The sequence below is a fragment of the Caulobacter sp. AVps18 genome (assembly GCF_058681425.1).
In genome coordinates, this window is record NZ_CM178737.1 from 3,613,887 (window position 1) to 3,634,176 (window position 20,290).

Below are 20,290 nucleotides of genomic sequence, written 5' to 3' on the forward strand. Positions count from 1 at the left end.
CGGCGGCCGGGTGGGCGTTTTCCACGGGAATGACCTCGTCTTTCCAATCCCCCGCCGCTCACGCCCGTACTGTCCTGGCTGATCTCGGCGTCGTCGGCCTGCCCGCCGATGGCGGCGTTCCCGTCCGCAGTCCCATCGACGGGTCGATCCTGACCCAGGTGGCCTATGACGACGCCAAGGCCATAGAGACCCGGATCGCCGCCGCCAGCCGGGCCTTCGCCGTCTGGAAAAGCGTGCCGGCCCCGCGGCGCGGCGAGCTGGTGCGCCTGCTGGGCGAGGAACTGCGCGCCGCCAAGGATCAACTGGCTGCTCTCGTCACCCTGGAAGCCGGCAAGATCGCCTCGGAAGCGGCGGGCGAGGTGCAGGAGATGATCGATATCTGCGACTTCGCCGTCGGCCTTTCGCGGCAACTGCACGGCCTGACCATCGCCTCGGAGCGACCGGGCCATGCCATGCGCGAGACCTGGCATCCGCTGGGTCCGGTGCTGGTGATCAGCGCCTTCAACTTCCCCGTCGCCGTCTGGGCCTGGAACGCGGCCCTGGCCCTGGTCTGCGGCGACCCGGTGATCTGGAAGCCGTCGGAAAAAACGCCCCTGACCGCCCTGGCCACCCAAGCCATCCTGGACCGCGCCATCGCCCGGTTCGGCGACGCCCCGCAGGGTCTGTCCAGCGTCGTGCTGGGCGGCCGCGACGCCGGCGAACGCCTGGTGCGCGATCCGCGCCTGGCGCTGGTCAGCGCCACCGGCTCCACCCGCATGGGCCAGGCCGTCGCCCCCATCGTGGCCGCCCGCTTTGGCCGCTCGATCCTGGAGCTGGGCGGCAATAACGCCATGATCGTCACGCCCAGCGCCGACCTGTCGCTGGCCGTGCGGGCCATCGTCTTTTCGGCCGCCGGCACGGCGGGCCAGCGCTGCACGTCCCTGCGCCGGCTGATCGTCCATGAGACCCTGGTCGACAAGGTGGCCAACGCGGTCGAGAGCGCCTTTGCACGGCTGCCGGTCGGCGATCCGCGCCGCGACGGCGTGCTGCTGGGCCCGCTGCACGACAGGGCCGCCTATCAGAGCTTCCTGGCCGCCATGGACCAGGTGCGGGCCGATGGCGGCACCGTCAGTGGCGGCGAGCGCCTCTTGATCGACGAGCATCCCGAGGCCTTCTATGTGCGCCCGGCCCTGGCCCGCCTGCCCGCCCCCAGCGCCGGCATGCAGCGCGAGACCTTCGCGCCCCTGCTGCACGTGGTGCCCTATCGCGACTTCGACGAGGCGGTGGCGATCCAGAACGATGTGCCCCAGGGCCTGTCCTCCTGCGTGATGACCAATGACGTGCGCGAAGCCGAAGCCTTCCTGGCCGCCTCGGGCAGCGACTGCGGCATTGCCAACGTCAATATCGGCCCGTCGGGCGCCGAGATCGGCGGCGCGTTCGGCGGCGAAAAGGAAACCGGCGGCGGCCGCGAAAGCGGCTCCGACAGCTGGAAGCAATATATGCGCCGCCAGACCGCGACCGTGAACTATTCCGGAGCCCTGCCCCTGGCCCAGGGCGTGAGGTTTGACCTATAGGCGCATGGGTCTTTGCCCCCGCGCTTTGGCTGCGATGGTGTGGGAAGGGCTGCGAAGCGCCCGGGCCTCGCCCGGATGAAGAGTAGTGAATACCGTTTCGACGAAGACGAGCGCTCCGCGTGGTCGTTCTTGCAGAGGCGTGCGGCGCTTGAGCCCTGTTGGGGCCTCGCCGCCTTGAAGCCTCCGACGGGCGGACCGGGGAGCAACCCCGTCCCGGACTGCCGGTTCTTCCGAACCGGCCTGCTGCTCGCGCGACCCCTGACGTGACGTCGTTTTAGTGTTCCACGGCCGACCGCCGCCAGACACGAAAGGGTTGGCGGTTCTGACCCGCCATCGTTTGAGCTTCCCGCTCGACCACACCCCGCCGCCGCTTCGGTCGCTGGCCTGGCGCCCTTCCCCGCGACGAGGTGGGATGTTTATGCGGGGCGTTCCGAGCGCGTTTGATTGGCGCGCTCGTTCTTTTTGCAGGGTGTTGATTTTAGTGGGTTCTATAGGCGATGCGCCGGGGATCGAGCGGGCTGGATCCCCACAAATCCTCCCCCTGAAGGGGGAGGCGGCCGTCAGGCCGGAGGGGGAAGACCGCACCGAGTCAGCAGAACTACCCCCTCCGTCGCCTGCGGCGACACCTCCCCCTTCAGGGGGAGGATCTTTTCGCTCTGCCGGTCAGGTGGGGGCCTTCAGCGCCGACCGTCATATCTCCATCACCCAGCCCCTTAATAGCCCTGAGAAAACACCGCCCCCCATTGCCCACCGCCCCCATCCGAGGCTAAGGAGGGTCCCCGTCGGGGTCCCCGGCGCGCCGGCCGGATTAGCTCAGCGGTAGAGCAGCGGTTTTGTAAACCGAAGGTCGGGGGTTCAATCCCCTCATCCGGCACCACATCCCACTTGGCGGAGTTCGATGAAAGCGCTCCTGGCAAGCCGCCTTGCGGAACGGGTTTCAAGCGCCCACCGCTTCTGCCTGGAGCGCGTCCGGGAGGCGACACGGTTTGCCGTGGCGCACCGGGATCGCGGCCTTCCCCGCCTCGCCGAGATCCGAAATTTCGACTATCCCGCCGCCACCGGCGCCCGTCCCGCGCGGCTCTATGTGCCGATGGACACCGAGGCGTCCGGGCCGGGGATCGTATTTTTCCACGGCGGCGGGTTTGTGATCTCCGATATCGAAACCCACGACGCGCTGTGTGTGCGCCTTGCCCACTCCGCCAGGGCGCGAGTGCTCTCGATCGGCTATGGCCTGGCACCCGAGAACCCGTTTCCGCAGCAGGTCAGGGACGCCAAGGCCGCCTTCCAGTGGGTCTGTGACAAGGCTGAGGACCTTGGCGTCGATCTTGATCGGCTGGCCGTCGCGGGCGACTCCGCCGGTGCCTATCTCGCGGCGACCGTGGCGAGCGACGCCAATCGCCACAGGCCCGGCGCCGTGAAGGTTCAGGCCCTTTTCTACCCCCTCATTCAGTTGGACGATCGCGCCTGGGCTGGCGCGCCGCTGCGCGATTCCCGCGTTCTGGGTCGTTTGGCTGTCGCCTATATCAACGCCCAACTGGCCGGCGGCGCGGCCCCCTCGCTGCTGGACACCATAGATCCGGCCACGCCCCGGACCCTGATGGTCACCGGCACCCATCTTGACCCTGTTCATCCCGACGCCGCGCGCTACGCCGAGGCGCTCGAAGCGGCGGGGATCGCGGTCGCGCTGCGCGAATATCCAAGCCAGGTCCATGGCTTCGCCAACCTCACCCATGTTTCTTCCACCGCTGTCGCCGCCGTTGACCAGCTGGGCGCGGACATCGGTGAAGCGCTGAGACACATGACATGAAGACCACGATCTTCATCGACGCCGACGCCTGCCCGGTGAAGGACGAGATCTACAAGGTGGCCGCGCGCTATGGGCTGAAGACCTTTGTCGTCTCCAACAGCTGGATCCGCGTGCCGCTTACCCCCGCCGTCGAGCAGGTGGTGGTCGATTCAGGCCCTGACGTGGCCGACGACTGGATCGCCGAGCGGGCGGTTCCCGGCGACGTGGTGGTGACCAACGACATCCCCCTGGCCGACCGGGTGCTGAAGGCCGGTGCCGCGGCTCTGGCGCCCAATGGCCGGGTGTTCACGCCCGACATGATCGGCTCGGCCCTGGCCTCGCGCTCCATCGGCGAGCACCTGCGCTCGATGGGCGAGGTGACCGGCGGCCCCAAGGCCTTTGGCCCGCAGGATCGCAGCAAGTTCCTGCAGGCGCTGGACACGGTGGTGGTCAAGGCCACTCGGGGCCGACGATGATCCAGATCACGTCCTGGCTGCGTATCGACGACGACGAGATCATCGAAAAGGCGGCGCGCGCTTCGGGACCCGGCGGCCAGCATGTCAACAAGACCTCCACCGCCATTGAACTGCGCTTCGATGTCCGAGGCTCCCCCACCCTGCCCGAAGACGTCAAGGCGCGGCTTGAAACGCTTGGCGGCAGTCGGATGACCCAGGACGGCGTGCTGGTGCTGTTCGCCCAGGGCAGCCGCTCGCAGGAGATGAACCGGCAGGAGGCGCGCGCGCGCCTGGTCGAGTTGATCCTGAAGGCCACCGAGCGGCCCAAGGCGCGACGGCCGACCAAGCCCACCTATTCCAGCAAGCTCAAGCGGCTGGAAACCAAGGGCAAGCGCGCCGGGGTCAAGAGCCTGAGGGGCAAGCCACGTGGCGACGACTAAAGCGCGTTCCGAGAAGTGGGAACCGGTTTTCGGAATGAAACGCGCGTGAAAACAAAAGACTAGAGCTAGTGATCTGTTTCATCAGATCGCAACCCGCTCCTAGACCGTCAGCGCCTCGCCCTTGCGGCTGAAGGCCAGGACGTCCTGCTGCCATTCAGGCTCTTCTATCAGGCCGGCCACCATCTTTTTCAGATAGCGGGTCATGTTGGTCCGCTCTTCGGGCGTCAGATCGGCATAGAGCTCGGCATGGCGCGGCTGGAGGTCTTCGTTGATGCGGGCCAGCAGATCCGTACCCGCCGGGGTCAGGCGCACCACGACAATGCGGCGGTCGCCGGGCGAGGCTGCGCGGACCACCAGCGCGTCGCGGATCAGGCCATCGATGGAGCGGGTGAGCGTGGTGCGGTCGGTGGCGGCCAGACGCGCCAGGCGGGTCATCGAGCAGTCGCCAAACCGCGCCAGGGCGATCATGGCGACCCACTTGGGGAAGGTCAGTCCGTGCTTGGCGATACAGTCCGTAGCCAGCGCCCGCCGGTGCTGCTCGGTCTGATACAGCAGATAGCTTAGATAGCTTGGCAACGGCACGACGAACGCATCCCCGACATCCAGACCCGCAACTCATCCCCCCCGGGCATGCGTCGGCGCTTTCATGTCATGCGTTCTTGAACTGCGCAATCGTCGTCGAGACACCGGTCCCAATTTGAGCGCACTTGCACCTGTTCAATCGCGCGACACGTAAAAAACCCCGCAAGCCGGGAGGGCTTGCGGGGCTTTCGACAGGCGCAGGGCTCAGGCCTCGCCGGCGGCCCGATTGCGGGCGCGGGCCCGGCTGAGCCAGTCGTCGGGATAGGTCTCGCGGACGGTGATCGACTTGAACTGGCCGACCGGGATGCGGGCGTGGTCGCCGGGATTGAGATCGCGCGACACCGAATGGCCGGCGAACTCCTCGATGATGGTGATGACCTGGCTGCTACCGGCGGTATTTTCGATGAGGACCATGTTCATGGCGATCTACTCAACAGAGGGGGTCAAATGACAGGGGGCGGAAACGACGCGGAAGTCAGAGAGCGCGCTGTTGAATGCGCTTCTCGGGCACGCCCTTCAGGGTCCAGGCCTTGATTTCGGCCGAGGACTGATGACGGCGGAAGGCGCCCTGGGCATGCTGGTCGCAATAGGAGCCCCGGGCGGGCTTGTCGCGACCGCAGAAACCGAAATCGTTCTGATCGGGATTGCCGATCGGCCAACGGCAGGAATGGGTCTCGAGGCCCAGAATGTTGGACGTGGCGCAAAGCTCGTCGGCGACCACGATCGGGGCTCTCGCCGAAGCGACCACAACGTCGCGGACAATGCGGGGACGGGCCGGAACCCGGCTGAGGGCCCGCACCGAAACGGCGCGCTGCCGGACCGGCGTTTCGCGGACCGTGATGCCCAGGCGGTGCACCTTGCCGATGACAGCGCTGCGGCTGACGCCGCCCAGCTGCCGGGCCACCTGGCTCGCGCTAAGGCCTTCAAGCCAAAGCTTTTTCAGAACCGCCGTCCGTTCGTCGCTCCAGTCCATCGCGCTTCATCCCAACCAAGCCGGGGCAACCCCCCGCCTCATTTGGGTAGGATCATGGTTAACGGCCGTCAAACAGTTATGTGCAGACCCACGTTTCCCGATTTCACCTTTCATGTTTTAAATCGGGCACATACCAGCAATTGTCGCAGGGACGACGCGGAAACCATGGCGGAAGCTTGACGACATAACGGCGTTACACCAGAAATCCGAATCCTGAACCTTGGCGGCAAATGAATGTGGCGCGGCGTCGCAGAGTTTGCGTCGAAACGTCGCGAGAGACCGATCGGAACGCGATTTCATCGTGCGCCCGTAATCGAATTTTGAGGCTTTTGATCGCCTTGAAAGGACCTATGTCTGGACGATCATGGAGCTCTTGCGGATGTCGATGCTGAAACTCAACCTGATCGCCATGGCCGCGCTGTCGGTCGCGCTGGCCGCGTGTTCCAAAGACGACGGAACAGCCTCGGAAGCGCCGGCCCGCCCGACAGCTCCCGCCCCCACCGACGCCCAAAAGGCCGCCGCGCTGGCCACCCTGCCCGCTCCCTACAACACTGGCGACCTGGCCAACGGCCAGAGCAAGTTCGCCCTGTGCCGCTCGTGCCACACCATCGCAGAAGGCGGACCGAACCTGACCGGTCCCAACCTGCATGGCGTGTTTGGCCGCAAGGCCGGCGCTGTGGCGGACTACACCTATTCGGACGCTGTAAAGGCCGCCGGTTTCGTCTGGGACGGCGAGCATCTGGACAGGTGGCTGGCCGACCCGCGCGGCTTCATGCCCGGAACCAAGATGTCGTTCGCCGGCCTCAAGGACCCCAAGGATCGTATCGACCTGATCGCCTATCTGAAGGTCGAGACGGGCTACAAGCCGGCGCCCTGATGATCACCCCGCCAGCGCCACTGACCGACCTTGATGCGGCCGATAATCTTTCCGATTGCATAGTGACGCGCATGGATACGACCCACGGCGAGGGAGCGGACCTCGCGCCATGACCGACGCCGAAGCCAGTGTGCTGAAACTTTACAGCGCCTTCAACAGCCGGGACTTCAACCTATTCTTCGACCTTCTGGCCGAGGACATCGACTGGCCGCAGGAAACCGCCGGTGGACGACTGAGCGGAAAAGCGGCCTTACGGGCCTACATCCTTGAGGATACGGCCGCCCTGCACGCCGAATATGCGCCCATCCAGGTGCAGGACCTCGGCGATGGCTGCGTTTCGGTCCTGGCCCAGCAGGTCATCCTCAGCGTCGTAGACGGCACGCTTTGGTCCAATACGAGGGTTCGGCACGTCTTCCGGTTTCACGAGGGACTGGTGGCCCGGATGGACGCGGAGCAGGACGTCGGCGCAGACGTTGACAGCGAAATCCTGCCTCTGTTGACGACATTGCATGACGCAATCGGCCGCCACGATATCGAGGGCGTCATGGCGGTATTTCACCCCCAGGCGCGCATTCCTGACAACCTTGAACATTGCGACGTGGTCGGCCTGCCCGCCATCCGCGCCTACTATTTGCGCCAGTTCGCCGCCATCCAGGTCGCCGCCTCCGTAACGGCCATCAAGCCCCTGGGCGACGAGCGGTTCGAGGCGATTGTCGATGTCCTGGTCCGGGGCTCAGGTGGCGGATTCTGGTGGGAGGGCCCCGTTATAGTCGAGTATCAGATTGAAGACGGACTGATCGTCGAGATGCAGATCGACGACAATCCGCCGGCAGAAGTTCACTGACCATGCGCGCCGAACGCGCTCTCCTGGCCAGGGCCTATGACGCCTTCAACGCCCGCGACCTGGCGGCCTTGGCCGCCACCTTCCACGAAGACGTCGAATGGCCAGACATCCTCGAGGGCGGAACCCTCATTAGCCGCCCCACCGTGATCGCCTATTTCGGGCGCCAACTGGAGTTGATGGTCCCTGATGCCCGGATCATCCGCATCCGCGCTGAGCCGCCCGGGCGGCTGGTGGCTGACATCCAGTATGCCGTGCGCGGCCTTAAGGGCGCGCTATGGTCCGACACCGCCGCAACCCTGGCCTATGATTTCCGAGACGGCCTGATCGTGCGGATGACCGTGATCGAGGGGCTTTAGAGCGCGTTCCGAAAAGTGGGAACCGGTTTTCGGAATGAAACGCGCGTGAAAACAAAAGCCTAGAGCGGGTGATCTGATTCCATCAGATCGCAACCCGCTCTAGGTAAGCAGATCCGCACAGGCGTCCAGAACAGCCTCAGCGTCCAGGCGATACAGGCCATAGAGGTCTGGCAGGTCTCCGGACTGACCAAAGGTCTCCAGACCCAGGGCCCGCACCCGCTGGCCGCGCACCGACCCCAGCCACGACAGGGCCAGGGGCGAGCCATCGGTCAGGGTCACAAGTCCCGCGTCGCGGTCCAGCGGGGCCAGCAGGGCCTCGATGGTCGATATCCGCGCGCCCTCCCCGGTCCAGCGTGAACGGCCAGAGGCGGTCCAGTTGCGGTGCAGGACGTCGGCCGAGGTAACGGCCAGCAGGCCCGCCTCGGGCATGTCTTCGGCCAGGGCCTCGAAGGCGGCCAGAGCTTCGGGTGCCAGGGCGCCGCTATAGATCACCGCCAGCCGGGCTCCCGGCGCTGGGGGCCTCAGCCAATAGGCGCCCTGCACCACGCCGGCCCGCCAGGCGTCGTCAGCGCGCGCCGGCTGGTTGATCACCCGCGTGGACAGCCGCAGATAGGTCGAACAGCCGTCCGCCGCCTGGATGCGCTCAAAGGCACGGGCCATCAGCACCGCCGTCTCGTCGGCGAAAGCGGGCTCATAGGTATCCAGCCCCGGCTGGGCCATGCCGATCACCGGCGCATTGATCGACTGGTGCGCGCCGCCTTCGGGCGCCAGGGTCAGGCCTGACGGCGTGGCCACCAGCAGAAAGCGGGCGTCCTGGTAGCAGGCATAGTTCAGGGCATCGAGGCCGCGGGCGATAAAGGGATCGTACAGCGTGCCGACCGGGAACAGCCGCTCGCCAAACAGCGGCGCGGTCAGGCCCAGCGCCGCCAGGGCGATGAACAGGTTGTTCTCGGCGATACCCAGTTCGATGTGCTGGCCTGTTTCGGCCATCGACCAGACCTGGGCCGAGGGAATGCGGCGACGCTTGAAGACATCTTCGGTGGCCCGGCGATGGAACACGCCCCGCCGGTTCACGAAGCCACCCAGATTGGTCGAGACGGTGACGTCCGGCGAGGTGGTCACCACCCGGCCGGAGAACTCGTCTGTGCGGCGAGCGATCTCGAACATCACCTTGCCAAAGGCGGCCTGGGTCGACTGCTCGCCGGCCCCCGCCACGGCGTCCAGAAATTCATCGGCCGACGGCGTGGCGACCTGCGGTGCCAGGTACTGGCGCTTGACGTCGGCGGCGAACGGCGCGCGGGCCAAGAGCCCCTTCAGGGCCGTGCGCTCGGCGGACGAAAGCCCCGACAGCGGGTCCCACTCCTCGCCCTCGACCACGCCCAGCCGCTCGCGCAGCTGCGCGATCTGGGTGGGGGTCATCAGGCCGGCGTGGTTGTCCTTGTGGCCCTGGAACGGCAGGCGCAGGCCCTTGACGGTATAGGCGATGAAGAAGCGCGGCGCGTCGTCATGGCTGGCTCGCTCGAAGGCCTCCAGCAGCGTCTCAAGGCAGTGGCCGCCCAGCTCGGTCATCAGCTCGGCCAGATCAGCGTCCTTGTAGGCCGCGATCAGCGTCAGGGTCTGGGGCTGGTCGTCCAGATCCGTCGTCAGCCGCTCGCGCCAGGCCGCCCCGCCCTGATAGGTCAGGGCCGAGTAGAGGTCGTTGGGCGCGGTTTCGATCCAGGCCCGCAGAGCTTCGCCGCCGGGCCGGGCGAAGGCTTCGCGCTGGCGTTTCGACCATTTCAGCGTTTCGACAGTCCAGCCGGCCGCCTCGAAGATCTCGCCATAGCGGGTGAACATACGGTCCTGGGTGGTCGCATCCAGGCTCTGGCGGTTGTAGTCGACGATCCACCAGGTGTTGCGGACGTCGTGCTTGCAGGCCTCGATCAGGGCCTCGTAGATGTTGCCCTCGTCCAGCTCGGCATCGCCCAGCAGCGAGATCATCCGGCCCACGCCTTGGGCCTTCACCGCCCCGCGCGCCGCCAGATAGTCCTGGGCCAACGAGGCGAAGGCGGTCATGGCCACACCCAGGCCGACTGACCCTGTCGAGAAATCGACGTCGTCCACATCCTTGGTCCGCGAAGGATAGGATTGCGCCCCGCCCAGCGAGCGAAAGCGCTTGAGGTTGTCCAGGCTCTGGCGACCAAACAGGTGCTGAATGGCGTGGAACACGGGGCTGGCGTGCGGCTTGACCGCAACCCGGTCCTGGGGTCGCAGCGCCTTCATGTAGAGCGCCGTCATCAGGGTGGTCATCGAGGCGCAAGAGGCCTGGTGCCCGCCCACCTTCAGCCCGTCCCGGCTTTCCCGCAGATGGTTGGCATTGTGGATCGTCCACGAGGCCAGCCAGAGAATGCGTTCCTCCAGACGGCGCAGCAGCGCGATTTCCTGCCGCTTGGCCGTCATTGAGCCGTCAGGCATGCTTCCTCACCGGTTTATGCCGGTGAGGTTTGCCCCTCACCGCTCTTCTCCTTGGCTTCATAGTCCTCGATCTGCCGGGTCGTCCACTCCGGAGACTTCGTGAAGCGCGCCAGCAGGTTGTAGAACACCGGCACGACGAACAGGGTCAGAAGGGTGGCGAAGATCGCACCGGTGAAGATCACCGCCCCGATCGTCTGGCGGCTACCCGCCCCGGCCCCGGTCCACAGCATCAGGGGCAAGGCGCCCATGGCGGTGGCGATCGAGGTCATGATGATCGGGCGCAGGCGCAGGGCCGCCGCCTCGATCACCGCCTCGGTGACCTTCAGACCCTCGTCGCGCAGCTGGTTGGCGAACTCGACGATCAGGATGCCGTTCTTGGCCGCGATGCCCACCAGGATGATCAGGCCGATCTGGCTGTAGGTGTTGATCGTCGATCCCACCATCAGCAGGCCAAACAGCCCACCCAGCACCGCCAGGGGCACGGTCAGCATGATAACGGCCGGGTGGATCCAGCTTTCGAACTGGGCTGCCAGCACCAGGAACACCAGCAGCAGGGCCAGGCCAAAGGCGATGCCCACCGCGCCGGACGCTTCCAGATAGTCCTTGGCCTGCCCGCCCCACTTGACGCTGACCCCCGGGGTCGGACGGGCGGCAGCCTCGTCCTGGAAGAACTTCACGGCGTCGGCCACGGTGTAGCCTTCCGCCAGTTGGGTGGTCAGGGTGACAGAGCGCAGGCGGTCAACCCGGGGTCGGTCAGGCGTGTCGCCGCGCAGTTGGGTGGTCACCACAGTGGAAAGCGGCACCAGGGTTCCTGACTGAGTGCGAACCTGAAGCTGGTCCAGGTCGGCGATGCTGCGGCGCTGCTCCAGCCGCGACTGCAGGATGACGTCATATTCCTGGCCGCTCTTGATATAAGTCGTAGCCCGGCGCGAGCCGAACATGGTCTCCAGCGCCCGACCGATGGATTGGGCCGAGACACCCAAGCTGGCGGCCTTGTCACGGTCGATCTGCACCGACAGACGCGGCGATGTGGGCTCGAAATCGATGCGCGGGCGCGAGAGGCCTGGATTATCCTGGGCCGCCGCCAGGATGGGCTGCAGCCAGCGGGCCAGCTCGGCATAGTCGTTGCCGACGGCGATCATGTCGACATTGGTGCCGCCACCGCCGCCACCACCGCCGCCGCCGCGCTGAAAGGCGCCGCGTACGCTGGCGACGGCGCGCACGCCGGTGATCTTGCCGAGGCTCTTGTTCAACTCGGCGGCCAGCTCATCGGCCGTCTTGTCGCGTTCGCCCCAGCCCTTGAGCACCAGAACGCCGTTTCCGGTGTTGAACTGGCTCTGGCCAAAGCGCGGTACCGAGATCACCGTCCGCTCGGCGACGCCTTCGGCACGATACTTTTCAAGCTCGCGCTCGACCTGATTGGCCGCCTTGACCGTGTATTCGAAGCCCGCGCCCTCGGGACCATTGATGTTGATGTCGACGCGGCCACGATCCTCGGCCGGAACCAGCTCCTGCGGCATGACGACGAACAGTCCCCCCGCCACGGCCGCCAGCACCAGCACCAAAAGGCCTGTGCCGATGGTGGCCGAGCGGGCCGCCAGCAAGCTTTCCAGCGAATGGCGATAGCTGTCCTTGAGCTTTTCCATCGCAAAATCGACCTTGCGATTGAACCAGCCGCCGGTGGTGGCCGGCTTGAGCAGCTTGGAGGCCATCATCGGCGACAGGCTCAGCGCCAGAAGGGCCGAGAAGCCGACAGCGGCGGCGATGGCCACAGCCAGCTCGACGAACAGACGCCCGATATAGCCGGGAAGGAACATCAGCGGCGCAAAGACCGAGATCAGCACCACGGTGGTGGCCACGACCGCAAAGAACACCTGCCGGGTGCCGCGAAGGGCCGCGACGGGCGCGGGTTCGCCATCGTCGACACGACGCTGGATGTTCTCGACGACGACGATGGCGTCATCGACCACCAGGCCGACCGCCAGCACCAGGGCCAGCAGGGTCAGCAGGTTCAGCGAGAAGCCCAGCGGGGCCAGGACAATGAAGGTCGAAAGGATGCAGATCGGCGCGATGATCGAGGGGATCAGGGCCGAACGCCAGCTGCCCAGGAACACCAGGTTCACCAGGGCCACCAGGCCGATCGAGATGCCCATGGTGACCCAGACCTCGTGGATCGCCTCGGCGGTGAAGATCGAGTTGTCGACCGCCTTGATCAGCTTGGTGCCGGCCGGCAGCGTCTTGTTGATCTCCTTGATCTCCTGATCGACGACCTTGGAGATGGCCACGTCATTGGCCTGTGACTGGCGGGTGAGGAAAATACCCACCTGGTTGACGCCGTTGCCGCGGAAGATCTTGCGACGCTCGTTGGAGCCTTCTTCCACCCGTGCAACATCACCGATGCGCACCACGAAACCACTGGCGTCGGCGGCGCGGATAGGCAGCTTTGCGAAGTCTTCCGGCTTGGAATAGCTGCGGCTGACGCGGATCGTGAAATCCTTGGAGTCACTCTCCAGGGCGCCGGCGGGAAGCTCGACGTTCTGGCTGTTGAGAGCATTCTCGACATCGTCGACCGTAACCCCGCGCGCGGCCATGGCGTCGGGATTGAGCCAGATGCGCATGGCGTAGAGCTGGCCGTTCAGGCCCGCCTGGGCGACGCCCGGGACGGTGGACATGCGCTCGACCAGATAGCGGTCGGCATAGTCGGCCAGGTCCAGCGGCGACAGAACCGTGGACGTCAGATTCAGAATGATGATGGGCGCGCTGTCGGCCGTGGCCTTGGCGATCTGTGGCGGGTCGGCCTGGTCGGGAAGGTTGGCCGAGACCCGGCTGACGGCGTCGCGAACATCATTGGCCGCATCGTCGAGATTGCGGTCCAGGGTGAAGGTGATGTTGATCTGCGAGCGGCCATCGCGCGACGACGAGTTGACCCGGTCAATGCCCTGGATGCCCGAGACCTGGCGCTCGATCACCTGGGTGATGCGCTCCTCGATGACCTCGGCCGAGGCCCCGCGATAGGCGGTCGAGACCGACACCACCGGCGGATCCACATTGGGCAGTTCGCGGATCGGCAGGCCGGTGAAGGCGGCCAGACCGATGACGCACAGGATGATCGCCGCGACGGCGGCGAAGACGGGGCGGCGGACGGAGAGATCCGAAAGCATCAGCCGGCCTTGCGGTCGGCGCCGCCCGCGGCGGGCTTGCCTGCGCCTTGCGGGCCACCCTTGCCGGTGGTCACCGCGCCGCCATCCCGAACCCGGTTGAGGCCATCGGCGACGATCTTGTCGCCAGGCTTGATCCCCGAGCGGATCTCGACGAAGCCATCCGCCGTCAGGCCGGTCTCGACGGCGGTACGGCGGGCAACAGCGCCCTTGGGCCCCTTGCTAATCACGAAGACCGAGGCCTGCTCGCCTTCGAACTGGACGGCGGCCTCCGGCACGGCCGGTGCCTGGCGCTGGCCCTGGTCGATGCCGACCTTGACCAGCATGCCGGGCTTGAGGCGGCCACCGGCGTTGGGGAACTCGGCTCGTGACTTGACGGCGCGCGTGGCGGGATCGATCCGCGTGTCGATCTGGGCCACACGGCCCTGGAAGCTTTCACCCGGCAGGGCGTCTGGCCGGGCCACGATGTCCAGCCCCTCGCGGAGCGTGGCGAGGTAGCGGTCGGGCACCGAGAAATCGACGCGGATCACCGAGGTGTCGTCCAGAGTAACGATGGCGGTCCCGGGGCTGATCAGGGTGCCGGGCGCCACGTCGGACAGACCCACGCGGCCAGCGAACGGCGCGCGGATGACGCGGTCCAGCTTCTGGGCCTGGGCCGAGGCGACGGCGGCCTTGGCTGTCTCCAGGGCGGCCAGAGACTGCTCGGCGCTGACGCGCGGGGCCACGCCGCGATCGGCAAGCGTTTTCCAGCGTTGATAGTCGCGCTCGGCCTGGGCCTGGCGAACCTTGGCCTCGGCGATGCCGGCGTTCTCGCTATCGGACTTCAGTTCAACCAGCACCTGGCCGCGCGCAACCGTCTGGCCGTCGCGGAAATGGACGGCCGTGATCATTTCGGCGGTGTTGGAGGTGATGGTCACAGACTGGCGGCCCTTGGCGACGCCCAGCACTTCGATACGATCCGTAAACGGACGAGCGACCACCGGGACCTGCGAGACCAGCGTGGCGCGACCACCCGGACCACCGCCCTGCGTAGCCGCCTTTCCGCCCAGCGCCAGCTTCACGCCGCCGGCGATAAGCATGAGCAAGATCGCGGCGAGGGCCGCCACAAGGAAAAAGTGCCTGCGGATCAACGGAACGACTCCTCTCGCCGAGGGGAGTCGGCGGACGGGGCAAGGTGCGGCGACATATGCCGCTCCCCTAAAGCTGCGTCCAGTGACAGCAGCATGACGGAACATTTCAGTTCAGCAACAGTGATTAGAAACCGCGCCAGACCGCAACAATCAGGCCCTGATCGCGTGCAGTTTCCCGCCCGGCCACCGTCTGGCGCCAGCCCGCCTGCACACTCCAGCGCTGGAAGCTGCGGGCCACCGAAAGCTCGGCCTTGAGCCAACGGGACGGGACGGCGCGCGACGGGGCCTCGCCGCCATAGGCCTGGGCCAGAAGAAGCCAGTTCCTGGCGGGACGCACGCCCAGGGTCGCATCCAGCCGGGTCTCGTCCGAAAGACCGCTGCGGGACAGGTGAGCGACCTGCATATCGACAAACGCCTCACGTCCGCGCACCAGGCCCGAACGGCCCAGCAACAGACGCGCTTCAAGATCAGCCTCGCCGCGTCCGGGCGCAGCATAGCCGGCATTGCGTCCTGCGCCCGCCTGCGCCGCGCCGACATAGACCGCCGCGACGGTTCGGTCAGATACAAACACGGCGTAGCGCAGGCCCAGTTCCAGCGGGCCCCGCCCCTCATAGCGCACGAAGCGGTCATGGCCTCGCGTGAGGCCGGCCTTGGCCTGCAGGGTGAGGCGCGAGGTGAGACCGTGCTCGACGAACAACGAGAGGTTTTCCTCTTCGCGATGATCGATGGCCACCAGCTGGCCTTCTGGCGTGAAGCCCTTATCGGCGGCCTGGCGCTCATATTTGGCGATCGCCTGGGTCTTGCCGTCGGGTATGGGCCAGGCGCCGGCCTGGGCCTGATCAGGTTTAGCGCAAAACAAAGCCGTCGCGGCCACCAGGACCGCGACGGCGCTTGTCTGACGAACCTGTGGGGTCAATCGGCGTAGCCGGGGGATTCCCGGTCCAACTTGCGCAGGCAGCCCGGCCAGGCCAGGCCGCCGATCATGCCCATGCCCATGCCGACCTGCTTGCGCACCTCGGCCTGGGCCTCTTCGGGCGCCAGGAGAACGTTGTCACGGCCGATCGACAGGGCCATCACCTGCTGGGCGCAGGCGCGTTCCAGGAAGAACATGCCCAGCCAGCACTCGGCGGCCGTCAGACCAACCGACAGAGTGCCGTGGTTGCGCAGCATCATCGTCTTCTTGGACCCCAGGTCGGCCACCAGCCGTTCTCTTTCGTCAAGATTGAGCGCTACCCCTTCATAGTCGTGATAGGCGAGTTGAGGCAAGACAATTAAAGCGTGCTGCGTCAGCGGCAGCAACCCCTCCTTGTGCGCCGACACCGCAACGCCCTGATCGCTGTGCAGGTGCATGACATAGTGGGCATCCTCGCGCGCGGCGTGGATAGCCGAGTGGATCGTGAAACCCGCCGGATTGATGAAGTACGGCGTCTTGTCGATGACATTGCCGTCCAGATCGACCTTGACCAGGCTGGAGGCGGTGATCTCACCGAAGAACATGCCGTAGGGATTGATCAGGAAGTGATGCTCGGGTCCCGGGATACGGGCCGAAATGTGAGTGAAGATCATGTCGTCCCAGCCATGCAGGGCGACCAGCCGGTAAAGCGCGGCTAGCTCGACACGAGCCTGCCATTCGGCTTGGCTGACCGTATCCTTGATGGACGTGACGATGGGTGATGCGCCGTCGGCCATGGGGGCCTCCTCCGGTAGGTTATCATTGTTGAGTTAGAGTCGCGCCGGGGGCGCCCGGCGTCAAGAGGCGCTCATCTCGCCTGCCAAGGCTTGCCAGAGAGGCGCACAACCCCGACGTTCGCGAAGGATTCGTTGGGCGGGAGAGCCAAGGACCATGCTGACCCTGCTGGGCGTGGCGGTGATCGTCGTGGGCTTCGCCCTGCGCTTCAACCCGCTGCTGGTCGTGGTGGCCGCCGCCTTTACCGCGGGGCTGGCCTCGGGCATGGCCCCACTGGAGGTGCTGGCCGCCTTCGGCAAGGCCTTCAACACCAATCGCTACGTCACGATCGCCTGGCTGGTGCTACCTGCGATCGGCGTGCTTGAGCGCTGCGGCCTGCAGGAACGGGCCCGGATGACCATCCAGGGCCTGAAAGGCGCCAGCGCCGGACGGATCCTGCTGGCCTATCTGTTCCTGCGCCAGGCGACCTCGGCCCTGGGCCTGACATCGGTGGCGGGCCATGCCCAGACGGTGCGTCCGCTGGTGGCCCCGATGGCCGAAGCCGCCGCCGAGAGCGCCGGCCCAGTCAGTGACGCCGACCGCGAGCGTATCAAGGCCATGAGCGCAGCCACCGACAATGTCGGGCTGTTCTTCGGCGAGGACATCTTCATGGCCATCGGCTCGATCCTGCTGATTGTCGGCTTCCTCGACCAGAGCGGCATCACGGTGGAGCCCCTGCACCTGTCGGTCTGGGCCATTCCCACAGCCATTGCCGCCTTCATCGTTCACGGGGCAAGGCTGCTGCTGTTTGATCGCCGCGTGGCGCCCAGGGCGGAGATCCAGCCATGATCGGCCTGCCGCTGGTCTATCTGGTCGCCGGCCTGATGTTCGCCGCCTTCGCCGTGCTGAGTGCCGGCGACAAGGCCAACAGCAAGCGCTTTGGCAACGCCGCTTTCTGGGCTCTGGTGGCGCTCAGTTTCCTGCTGGGCGACCGGCTGGGCGACCTCGGCAACGGCGTGCTGGTGCTGGCCCTGGCCCTGCTGGCCGGAACCGGACAGCTGGGTGTCGGCGCCCCGGCCACCACGTCGCCGGACGAGCGCCAGGCCTTGGCTCACCGCCTGGGCCTGAGGCTGTTCCTGCCCGCCCTGGTCATCCCGGTGATCACCCTGATCGGCACCTTCGCCTTTAAGGCCTTGACCGTAAACGGCCAGCACCTGGTCGAGGCCAAGAACGCCACCCTGATCGCCCTGGCCCTGGCGGCCGTCATCGCGGCGATCCTGGCCAAGGTGATGTTCAAGCAACCCGCCACAGCGCCCCTCCAGGAAGGCCGTCGCCTGATGGACCTGATCGGCTGGGCCGCCCTGCTGCCCCAGATGCTGGCGGCCTTGGGCGCAGTGTTCGCCGCTGCAGGCGTCGGCCAGACCATCGGCGAGCTGGCGGTGGCCTGGACGCCGGTCGACAGCCGCTTTGCCGTGGTCGTCGCCTACTGCCTGGGCATGGCCGGCTTCACCATCCTGATGGGCAACGCCTTTGCCGCCTTTCCGGTGATGACGGCAGGGATCGCCCTGCCCCTGGTGATCGGTCGTTTCGGCGGAGATCCGGCCGTAGTCTGCGCCATCGGCATGCTGTCGGGCTTCTGCGGCACCCTGCTGACGCCGCTTGCCGCCAATTTCAACCTTGTGCCGGCGGCGCTCCTGCAATTGAAGGACCGCTACGGCGTGATCCGCGCCCAGGCGCCGACCGCCGTCCTCATGCTGGTCATCAACGTGGTTCTGATGAATGCCCTCGCCTTCCGGGCCTGACCCCCAGCGCGCCAGCACAACTGGCCTGGCCAAGTTCACGGCCTCGCGGTTCGCGCGTATCGCCCTAGGCCATGTGGCCCGGGAATATCCCAACAAGCTGGACCATGTGATGGCCGGCGACGAAGACGCCCGCACGCCCCGCGATCTGCACCCGATCTTTTTCGGCAGTTTCGACTGGCACTCCTGCGTGCACGGCTACTGGCTGCTGGCCACCCTGCTGCGCATCCGGCCAGACCTGCCCGAGGCCGAGGCCATCATCGCCCTGTTCGACGACGCCTTCACCCCCGACAAGGTCGCCGCCGAGGTCGCCTATCTTGCCCGCCCCGAAAGCCGGGGCTTCGAGCGCCCCTATGGCTGGGCCTGGGACCTGATGCTGCAGGCCGAGTTGCTGCGCCACCCCGACCGTCCCTGGGCCGCGCGTCATGCACCTCTGGCCCAAGCCTTCGCCGACCGCTTCCACGCCTTCCTGCCCCTGGCCGACTATCCGGTGCGGGCCGGAGTCCATACCAACACCGCCTTCGCCCTGGTGCTGGCCAGCGAATATGCCGACATGACCGGCGACGCCGCCCTGCGTCAGCTGCTCGCGACCAAGGCGATGATCTGGTACGGCCAGGACGCCGCCTGCCAGGCCTGGGAGCCCTCGGGTGACGATTTCCTGTCGCCGGCCCTGATCGAGGCCGAGGCCATGCGGCGGCTGATGTCCAAGGACATGTTCGACGTCTGGATCGTGCGCTTCCTGCCGAATCTGGCCGACAAGCAGCCGGCCACCCTGTTTACGCCCGCGCGGGTCAGCGACCGCACCGACGGCAAGATCGCGCATCTGGACGGCCTGAACCTGTCGCGCGCCTGGTGCTGGCGAACCCTGGCCGGAGCCCTGCCCGACCTCGACCCGGCCAAGATGCACGCGATCAATGCGGCCCTGAGCCATCTGAGCGCCGCCGTACCACATATCTCCGGCGACTATATGGGCGAGCACTGGCTGGCGACCTTTGCCCTGCTGGCCCTGACCAACGGCTGAAAGCGACGCCATGATCCCCTGGGAACATCTCGACAGCGCCAGCGTGCCCGGCGACGGCGTGGAGCTGCGCCTGATGCGGCGCGGCACCGAATACTCGATCATGGCCGGCCCCATCGAGCTGATGAACAGCCGTCTCAGCGGCTCGGAAGAAGCCATGGCCACCCTGGCCTTCGACCGCATCGGCCAGCGGCCCGGAGCCCGGATCCTGATCGGTGGCCTGGGCATGGGCTTCACCCTGCGCGCGGCGCTGGGGGCGTTCGCGGCCGATGCCAGGATCGTGGTCGCAGAGCTGGTCCCCGCCGTCGTCACCTGGGCGCGTGGCCCCCTGAGCGGCCTGCATGGCGACAGCCTGGATGACCCCCGCGTCGCGATCCGCCTGGGCGATGTCGGCGCGGAGATCCGCGCCGCCGACGGCCTCTATGACGCCATCCTGCTGGACGTCGACAACGGCCCCGGCGGTCTCAGCCGCAAGGGCAATGACAGTCTGTACGACAAGGTCGGCCTCGCCGCCGCTCGCCGCGCCCTGCGCCCCGGCGGCGTGCTGGAGGTCTGGTCCTCCACCCGCGACAGCGCCTTCACCAAGCGGCTTGAGCGGGCCGGTTATACCGTCGAGGAGGTCGGCGTGCGGGCCCACAAGGGTCGCGGTGCGCGGCATGTGGTCTGGGTGGGGACGCGGGGGTGAGGCCGGCGTTCGAACGGTCGGCATCACAGTTCTGATCGCTCTCGGCTACGCCAGTAGGATTGTTCGCCCAGCACGGCCCGCAAGTGTGTTGGCGTTTCAAGCGCCACAGCGTGCGGCAATCGGTCGAAGCTATGCTTGGCGTAGAGGCCTTCGAAATTTCCTGCGGCTTCCTCAAGCGCGAAATACACGCCATCGAGATACACGACCTTCTGCCCTAACTCGAAATCGGCGAGCATGTACTCAAGCTGTTCTGCGTACTCTCGGACGTCCTCGTCGGTGAGATTGGAATATCCACCCCGCATCTGATCTTCGCGAACGAACATTTCGTAGGTGGTGTCGGCTTCGACGACCTTGGCATAGGTGAAGGCTTTGCGGCACTCGGTGCATGAAATGAGCCATCCGCAGCCGCACCAAGGGCAGTCAAATTGCCCCGGTAGCGAAGCCGTCGCGCTTTGGCACTGACAGTGAGACAGCACCTCGTCGTTGGCCTTGGCCAATAGCTTGATCATCGCCC

At 66.5% G+C, this 20,290-nt stretch carries 20 protein-coding genes and 1 tRNA gene; 12 read left to right on the forward strand and 9 right to left on the reverse strand.

The features are described from left to right. Positions 1–29 precede the first annotated feature (29 nt). From amaB to arfB, 5 genes are all read left to right on the forward strand, one after another. The gene (amaB, locus tag ACW179_RS16485) at positions 30–1,553 is read left to right on the forward strand and encodes an L-piperidine-6-carboxylate dehydrogenase (protein WP_492060548.1); all 1,524 of its coding nucleotides are present in this window, start codon (positions 30–32) and stop codon (positions 1,551–1,553) included. 802 nt (positions 1,554–2,355) lie between these two features. Continuing rightward, positions 2,356–2,430, forward strand: a tRNA-Thr gene (locus ACW179_RS16490). 21 nt (positions 2,431–2,451) lie between these two features. Beyond that, positions 2,452–3,360 (forward strand): alpha/beta hydrolase, encoded by a 909-nt coding sequence (locus ACW179_RS16495; protein ID WP_492060549.1) that lies wholly within the window; start codon positions 2,452–2,454, stop codon positions 3,358–3,360. Further along, complete coding sequence (locus ACW179_RS16500) at positions 3,357–3,815, forward strand: YaiI/YqxD family protein (protein ID WP_492060550.1); 459 nt, start codon at positions 3,357–3,359, stop codon at positions 3,813–3,815. The genes ACW179_RS16495 and ACW179_RS16500 overlap by 4 nt, the downstream gene beginning before the upstream one ends. Further along, positions 3,812–4,234, forward strand: coding sequence for an alternative ribosome rescue aminoacyl-tRNA hydrolase ArfB (arfB, locus tag ACW179_RS16505; protein WP_492060551.1), 423 nt, complete (start codon positions 3,812–3,814; stop codon positions 4,232–4,234). The genes ACW179_RS16500 and arfB overlap by 4 nt, the downstream gene beginning before the upstream one ends. A 99-nt stretch (positions 4,235–4,333) precedes the next feature. Here the strand turns inward: arfB and ACW179_RS16510 are convergent, their stop codons facing one another. The 3 genes from ACW179_RS16510 to ACW179_RS16520 form a co-directional block, all read right to left on the reverse strand. Continuing rightward, complete coding sequence (locus ACW179_RS16510) at positions 4,334–4,816, reverse strand: MarR family winged helix-turn-helix transcriptional regulator (protein WP_492060552.1); 483 nt, start codon at positions 4,814–4,816, stop codon at positions 4,334–4,336. A gap of 204 nt (positions 4,817–5,020) precedes the next feature. Beyond that, positions 5,021–5,236 (reverse strand): hypothetical protein, encoded by a 216-nt coding sequence (locus ACW179_RS16515; protein WP_492060553.1) that lies wholly within the window; start codon positions 5,234–5,236, stop codon positions 5,021–5,023. A 55-nt stretch (positions 5,237–5,291) separates the two neighbouring features. Next, positions 5,292–5,789 (reverse strand): GcrA family cell cycle regulator, encoded by a 498-nt coding sequence (locus tag ACW179_RS16520; RefSeq protein WP_492060554.1) that lies wholly within the window; start codon positions 5,787–5,789, stop codon positions 5,292–5,294. 385 nt (positions 5,790–6,174) lie between these two features. Here ACW179_RS16520 and ACW179_RS16525 point away from each other — a divergent pair, with 385 nt between their 5' ends. From ACW179_RS16525 to ACW179_RS16535, 3 genes are all read left to right on the forward strand, one after another. Next, entirely contained in the window at positions 6,175–6,666 is a 492-nt protein-coding gene (locus ACW179_RS16525; protein WP_492064341.1) for a c-type cytochrome, read from the forward strand. Between the two features lie 109 nt (positions 6,667–6,775). After that, a complete protein-coding gene (locus ACW179_RS16530) occupies positions 6,776–7,510 on the forward strand; it encodes a nuclear transport factor 2 family protein (RefSeq protein ID WP_492060555.1) in 735 nt (244 codons plus the stop codon). A gap of 2 nt (positions 7,511–7,512) precedes the next feature. Beyond that, positions 7,513–7,866, forward strand: a complete 354-nt coding sequence (locus tag ACW179_RS16535) for a nuclear transport factor 2 family protein (protein WP_492060556.1) — start codon at positions 7,513–7,515, stop codon at positions 7,864–7,866. 99 nt (positions 7,867–7,965) lie between these two features. Here the strand turns inward: ACW179_RS16535 and ACW179_RS16540 are convergent, their stop codons facing one another. The 5 genes from ACW179_RS16540 to ACW179_RS16560 all read right to left on the reverse strand — a co-directional run bounded on the left by ACW179_RS16540 (position 7,966) and on the right by ACW179_RS16560 (position 16,297). Next, positions 7,966–10,320, reverse strand: a complete 2,355-nt coding sequence (locus ACW179_RS16540; RefSeq protein ID WP_492060557.1) for a thiamine pyrophosphate-binding protein — start codon at positions 10,318–10,320, stop codon at positions 7,966–7,968. Between the two features lie 14 nt (positions 10,321–10,334). After that, positions 10,335–13,481: an efflux RND transporter permease subunit gene (locus ACW179_RS16545; protein WP_492060558.1), complete on the reverse strand. Its 3,147-nt coding sequence runs from the start codon at positions 13,479–13,481 to the stop codon at positions 10,335–10,337. Beyond that, positions 13,481–14,608, reverse strand: a complete 1,128-nt coding sequence (locus ACW179_RS16550; protein ID WP_492060559.1) for an efflux RND transporter periplasmic adaptor subunit — start codon at positions 14,606–14,608, stop codon at positions 13,481–13,483. The genes ACW179_RS16545 and ACW179_RS16550 overlap by 1 nt, the downstream gene beginning before the upstream one ends. 124 nt (positions 14,609–14,732) lie before the next feature. Next, positions 14,733–15,524 carry a hypothetical protein gene (locus tag ACW179_RS16555; RefSeq protein WP_492060560.1) on the reverse strand — a complete coding sequence of 264 codons (792 nt, stop codon included), beginning with the start codon at positions 15,522–15,524 and terminating at the stop codon, positions 14,733–14,735. Further along, complete coding sequence (locus tag ACW179_RS16560; RefSeq protein ID WP_492060561.1) at positions 15,521–16,297, reverse strand: class II aldolase/adducin family protein; 777 nt, start codon at positions 16,295–16,297, stop codon at positions 15,521–15,523. The genes ACW179_RS16555 and ACW179_RS16560 overlap by 4 nt, the downstream gene beginning before the upstream one ends. A 154-nt stretch (positions 16,298–16,451) precedes the next feature. Between ACW179_RS16560 and ACW179_RS16565 the strand changes: the two genes are divergently transcribed. Genes ACW179_RS16565 through ACW179_RS16580 form a run of 4 tightly spaced genes read left to right on the forward strand, consistent with a single transcriptional unit; the run spans position 16,452 to position 19,776 of the window. Next, positions 16,452–17,123, forward strand: a complete 672-nt coding sequence (locus ACW179_RS16565; RefSeq protein ID WP_492060562.1) for a DUF969 domain-containing protein — start codon at positions 16,452–16,454, stop codon at positions 17,121–17,123. Then, entirely contained in the window at positions 17,120–18,076 is a 957-nt protein-coding gene (locus tag ACW179_RS16570) for a DUF979 domain-containing protein (RefSeq protein ID WP_492060563.1), read from the forward strand. The genes ACW179_RS16565 and ACW179_RS16570 overlap by 4 nt, the downstream gene beginning before the upstream one ends. Further along, positions 18,054–19,094 (forward strand): DUF2891 domain-containing protein, encoded by a 1,041-nt coding sequence (locus tag ACW179_RS16575; RefSeq protein WP_492060564.1) that lies wholly within the window; start codon positions 18,054–18,056, stop codon positions 19,092–19,094. Before ACW179_RS16570 ends, ACW179_RS16575 begins: the two co-directional genes overlap by 23 nt. Positions 19,095–19,104: 10 nt before the next feature. Beyond that, positions 19,105–19,776, forward strand: coding sequence for a spermidine synthase (locus ACW179_RS16580; protein ID WP_492060565.1), 672 nt, complete (start codon positions 19,105–19,107; stop codon positions 19,774–19,776). 23 nt (positions 19,777–19,799) lie between these two features. On the opposite strand, the gene ACW179_RS16585 is transcribed toward ACW179_RS16580, so the two are convergent. Beyond that, positions 19,800–20,285, reverse strand: a complete 486-nt coding sequence (locus ACW179_RS16585) for a hypothetical protein (protein WP_492060566.1) — start codon at positions 20,283–20,285, stop codon at positions 19,800–19,802. Positions 20,286–20,290 lie beyond the last annotated feature (5 nt).